The sequence below is a fragment of the Nguyenibacter vanlangensis genome, from assembly GCF_013376155.1.
GTDB classification, from domain to species: domain Bacteria; phylum Pseudomonadota; class Alphaproteobacteria; order Acetobacterales; family Acetobacteraceae; genus Gluconacetobacter; species Gluconacetobacter vanlangensis.
Genome location: NZ_JABXXP010000177.1, coordinates 1 through 5,124, shown reverse-complemented (window position 1 = coordinate 5,124; position 5,124 = coordinate 1). Strand labels below are relative to the sequence as shown.

The following is a 5,124-nucleotide window of genomic DNA, read 5'->3' as shown; positions in this document are numbered from 1 at the left end:
GCCGGCTGGCCTATCTGCATGACGTCGCGGCACGGCCGGCCGATCCCGATCGTGCCCCGCCCGGATCGGTGGTCGGCTTCGCCGACGGGTTCGCCGTCCTGGTGACGACCACCGAGTCGCTGGCCGCGCTGAACCGGGACCTGCCGCCCCCGGTGCCGCCTTTGCCGATGAATCGCTTCCGTCCCAATATCGTGCTGACGGGCGCCCCCGCCTGGGCCGAGGACGAATGGCGGCTGCTGGCGGTGGGGCAGGCCAGGATCCTGATCGTCAAGCCCTGTTCGCGCTGCGTCATGACGACGATCGACCAGCACAGCGCGGACATTCCCCACCCGCAGGAACCGCTGCGCACCCTGGCGCGGACCCGCCGGGCCAAGGGCGGGGTGATGTTCGGCCAGAACGCGGTGGTGGTGCGGCCGGGGCGCATCGCCGCGGGCGACCCGGTGACGGTGCTGGAACAAGGCCCATCCAACCTTCTGCCCGCGTAACACCCCCCGGCTACAGAACGCCCCTCGTCACCAACTCATTAAAAAAACGGTTTCCAAAGGCACCGTCTTTGGTGGGGTTCGGGGCCAAGCCCCGAAAACCAACCCAAGGGGGCGCAAGTTCAGCGAAGGCGCGGACCGATTTCCGGCAGCAGCGCCAGCAGTTCTGCGGCCTCGCGCTTCGACAGGCCCGCCGCCTGCAGATCGACCTGCTCGCCGGCCAGAACGCCGCGCAGGGCGCGCAGGGCCGGGCCGGACAGCAGCGCGGCTTCCTGCATATAGTCGCGGAAGGCCTCGAATGTCTGGGGCACCCAGCGTTCCACCAGGCCGAGGATGGCATCCGCATAGGCGCGGATTTCGTACTGCGCGTGCGCGTCGGCCCGCAGCCGCAGGAAATGCAGCAGGTTCCACAGATTGATCTGCCAGTAGAACTGCGTCATCACGTTGACCGGCAGGGTCATGCGCGCCAGTTCGCGCGCCACCACGGGCCGGCCGGGGTCGATCGCGTTGCCGGCCTCGTCCTGGTTCAGCATCTCCAGGTAATGGTCATAGCAGCGGCTCGCATCCTCGCGCAGCAGCGCCAGCACGTGCTCGGCGGCGTCGGGCGGCAGGCTTTCGCCGCGTCCCTGCTTGTTGCTGGCGGACTGGCGGGCGATGTCCTCGGCGCGGGGGAAGTAGAACTCCTTCTCCAGCACCGAATAGCGGGCGGAATATTCGTTGATGCTGGCCGTGCGGTGGCGGAACCATTGCCGGGTGACGAAGATCGGCGCGCGCACGTGGAACTTGGCCACCGCCAGCTCGAACGGGCTGGTATGGCGGTTGCGCATCAGATAGCGGATCAGGCCGCGATCGTCGGAAATGCTGCGCGTTCCCTTGCCGTACGACACGCGCGCGCCCTGCACGATGGCCGCGTCGCCGCCCATATAGTCGATCAGCCGGACGAACCCGCTCCCCAGCACCGGCTCGGGCTGGTACAGCGCCTCCTCCACCGCCGGGACGGTATCGCGGCGCGTCTGGCTCCAGGCGGCGCGGGCGGCGTCGATTTCCGATTTCTGGTCTGTTGAAAACATCGCGACCCCCCGCCGATTCCGTGTCTGCAAAGGCGGCGCATACCATGAAACGCGCCCGACCGGAACGCATCGGCGGCCATTGCCAAACCGCCGCCGCCCCCCTATATCCCCGAGTGCCGGAGGGGTTCGCCCCTTGGCTATGGCGATAAACGGCACGTGGAATAAGTGTTGTGGACCCGGGGGCAGTACCCGGCGTCTCCACCAGATCCTTCCGGTTCGGCTCCGCGCGGGGCCGGGGGCTATGGGGACGAAACAGGCTCGACACGCATGGTAAAGACCTGCCTTTTGCCCGGCATTGTACCACCGTCATCGGGCTGAATCACAAGTGCCAACGATAACTTCGAGGCGCTCGCTGTCGCTGCATAAGTGACAAGCGCGGTTCGGGAGGCACCGGGCAACAGAAGCCTCCCACTCGCCGGCACCCGGTCCCCGCCAATGCCCGATCCCGGGCGCCCAATTCCGGATACCAATTCCCGGGCGGCCTCCCGCACGCCGCTTTTCATTGCGACGGCGTGTCCGCTTCGTGAAGCGGCCCCCCGCGCATCCGGCTTGCGCGCCGATCCGGTTTGACGCATGGCTGAAACCTGTGGCACGGCGTGGCGCAACGCACCCAGGCCAACGGAACGGAGATTTCCGCATGTCCGACGATCACGACGGGGAAAACGGCTTCGACGCCGCCATCCCCGACAGTCTGCTCCCCTACGATTCGTGGATCGAGGACGCGTATCGCGACGTGATGCTGCGCGCGCTGGACCATGTGGGGCGCGAGGGACTGCCCGACGGGCACCATTTCTACGTCACCTTCCTGACCGGCTGGCCCGGGGTCGAAATCCCGGCGCGCCTGCGGGCGCAATATCCGCACGACATCACCATCGTGCTGCAGCACCAGTTCTGGGACCTGCGGGTGGACCGCACTGCGCGCACCGTGTCGGTCGGCCTGTCCTTCGGCGGCGTCGGCTCGACGCTGGTGATCCCGGTCGCGGCGATCACCGCCTTCGCCGACCCGCATATCCGGCTGGCCCTGCGCTTCACCCCGCCCGGACCGGCCCCGGCACAGGACGAGGAGCCCGCTGCCCTCGAATCGGCCGCGTCCCCCGATACCGCCTCCGGCGAGGCGCCCGACGAGACGACAGGCGAGACGACAGACGGGCAGGCGCCGGCCTCGTCCCAGGTGGTCAGCCTGGCGGCCTTCCGGAAGAAGGGCCCGAACCCCAGTTGATCCGCACGCCATCCGGGACGCCCGGATGCGGCCGGGCGCTCCGTGAACCGCCACCCGGAAAGCAATCCGGGGGATAAGGCATCAGGAGATTGTCCGAGTGAACGCGTCCTCCATACCCTCCAAGCCCTCTCTCCGGCCTCCTCTGCGGCCCTTCGCCTACGGGCCGCTCTTTCCGCTGCAGGACACCGGGACGCCGTGGCGAAAGCTGGATATCGCGGGCGTGCGCACCGGCACCTGCGACGGGCGGACCGTGCTCCATGTCAGCCCCGAGGCCCTGGCCGAACTGGCGGCCCAGGCATTCCACGACATCGCCCACCTGCTGCGGCCGGGCCATCTGGCGCAGCTTGCGGCGATCCTGCAGGACCCCGATGCGTCGGACAATGACCGGTTCGTGGCGCTGGACCTGCTGAAGAATGCCTGCATCGCCGCCGGCGGCGTGCTGCCGATGTGCCAGGACACCGGCACGGCGATCATCTACGGCAAGAAGGGCCAGCGCGTCTGGGTGGACGGGAACGAGGAGGAAGCGTTCTCCCGCGGGGTGTACGAAACCTACACCCGCACCAGCCTGCGCTATTCGCAGATGGCGCCGCTGTCGATGTTCGACGAGGTGAATACCGGCACCAACCTGCCGGTGCAGTTCCATATCGCGGCAACCCCCGGCGAGGACCATGCCGCGCAGATGGACCTGATGTTCGTCGCCAAGGGCGGCGGCTCCGCTAACAAGACCTTCCTCTTCCAGGAAACCCGCGCCCTGCTGTCCAGCAAGGAAAACCTGCTGGCCTGGCTGGACGGCAAGGTGCGCACGCTGGGCACCTCGGCCTGCCCCCCCTACCACCTGGCGGTGGTGATCGGCGGCCTGTCGGCCGAACAGACGCTCGAGACGGTCAAGCTGGCCTCGACCCGCTGGCTGGACGGGCTGCCGACCGAAGGCAGCGCGCTGGGCCACGCCTTCCGCGACCTGGAGATGGAGCAGGAGATCCTGAAGCTGACCCAGGGGCTGGGGATCGGCGCGCAGTTCGGCGGCAAGTATTTCTGCCATGACGTGCGGGTGGTGCGCCTGCCGCGCCATGGCGCGTCCCTGCCGGTGGGGATCGGCGTGTCGTGCTCGGCCGACCGGCAGGTCAAGGCGCGCATCACCGCCGAGGGGATCTTCCTGGAACGGCTGGAGACCGACCCGGCACGCTTCCTGCCCGAGACGACGGACGACCATCTGGGCGGCACCGAGGTGCGGGTGGACCTCAACCAGCCGATGGACGCGATCCGCGCCCTGCTGTCGCGCCACCCGGTGCGCACCCGCCTGTCGCTGACCGGCACCATGGTGGTGGCGCGCGACATCGCCCACGCCCGGTTCCGCGAGCGGCTCGAACGCGGCGAGGGCCTGCCGGACTACCTGAAGGACCACCCGGTCTATTACGCCGGGCCGGCCAAGACGCCCGAGGGCATGCCCACCGGCGCGTTCGGCCCCACCACGGCGGGACGCATGGACAGCTATGTGGCGATGCTGCAGCAGGCCGGCGGCTCGTTCGTCATGCTGGCCAAGGGCAACCGGTCGAAGGCGGTGCGCGACGCCTGCCGCGCCTATGGCGGGTTCTATCTGGGCTCGGTCGGCGGCCCGGCGGCCCGGCTGGCCCGCGACTGCATCCGCAAGGTCGAGGTGCTGGAATATCCCGAACTGGGGATGGAGGCGGTCTGGAAGATCGAGGTGGAGAACTTCCCGGCCTTCATCGTCATCGACGACAAGGGCAATGATTTCTACGATGGCCTGACAGGCTGAACCGGCCTGGCGGACACGGACACTCGTTACATCAGGACATTACGGAGATACGCGTTCCATGCGCTTTACCGTCGATCGGCTGGACCATGTCGTCATCACCGTCCGGGACCAGGAGGTCTCGGCATCCTGGTACCAGCGCGTCCTGGGCATGGAGCGCGAGGAATATGGCCGCAACAACCGCACCGCGCTGAAATTCGGCGGCCAGAAGATCAATCTCCGCCCCCAGGGGGCCGAGGGCTGGGCCAGCGCCGAGGACGCGCTGCCCGGCACCAACGATCTCTGCTTCATCACCGCGGTGTCCAGCACCGAGGTGATCGAGCATCTGGAAGGCTGCGGGGTGCGGGTGATCCAGGGGCCGGTGGCGCGGCTCGGCGCGCTGGGGCCCGTAACCTCGGTCTATTGCGAGGACCCGGATCGCAACCTGATCGAGATCGCGTCCTATCAGGGATAGCGGCGTCATGGACGCGCGCCCAAACCTGAACCCGAACCCGAACCCGAACCCAAACCCGGGCCCAAACCCGGACCCGGACGCCGCGCCGCCCGCCGGCGACGCGGCCCTGTACCCCCACCCGCAGGACC

The 5,124-nt window shown here is 68.4% G+C and carries 5 protein-coding genes and 1 other RNA gene; 5 read left to right on the top strand and 1 reads right to left on the bottom strand.

Features of this window, described 5'->3' with window-relative positions:
- On the top strand, positions 1–485 hold a 485-nt coding region (locus tag HUK84_RS09985), incomplete at its 5' end, for an MOSC domain-containing protein (protein WP_176640157.1).
- A gap of 119 nt (positions 486–604) precedes the next feature.
- On the opposite strand, the gene thyX is transcribed toward HUK84_RS09985, so the two are convergent.
- Positions 605–1,552: an FAD-dependent thymidylate synthase gene (thyX, locus tag HUK84_RS09980; protein ID WP_176640156.1), complete on the bottom strand. Its 948-nt coding sequence runs from the start codon at positions 1,550–1,552 to the stop codon at positions 605–607.
- A gap of 75 nt (positions 1,553–1,627) precedes the next feature.
- Between thyX and ssrA the strand changes: the two genes are divergently transcribed.
- From ssrA to HUK84_RS09960, 4 genes are all read left to right on the top strand, one after another.
- Positions 1,628–1,965: a transfer-messenger RNA gene (ssrA, locus tag HUK84_RS09975) on the top strand.
- 224 nt (positions 1,966–2,189) lie between these two features.
- Positions 2,190–2,771 carry an SspB family protein gene (locus HUK84_RS09970; protein ID WP_176640155.1) on the top strand — a complete coding sequence of 194 codons (582 nt, stop codon included), beginning with the start codon at positions 2,190–2,192 and terminating at the stop codon, positions 2,769–2,771.
- Between the two features lie 97 nt (positions 2,772–2,868).
- The gene (locus HUK84_RS09965; protein ID WP_374729309.1) at positions 2,869–4,545 is read left to right on the top strand and encodes a fumarate hydratase; all 1,677 of its coding nucleotides are present in this window, start codon (positions 2,869–2,871) and stop codon (positions 4,543–4,545) included.
- Between the two features lie 58 nt (positions 4,546–4,603).
- The gene (locus HUK84_RS09960; protein ID WP_176640154.1) at positions 4,604–4,996 is read left to right on the top strand and encodes a VOC family protein; all 393 of its coding nucleotides are present in this window, start codon (positions 4,604–4,606) and stop codon (positions 4,994–4,996) included.
- Positions 4,997–5,124 lie beyond the last annotated feature (128 nt).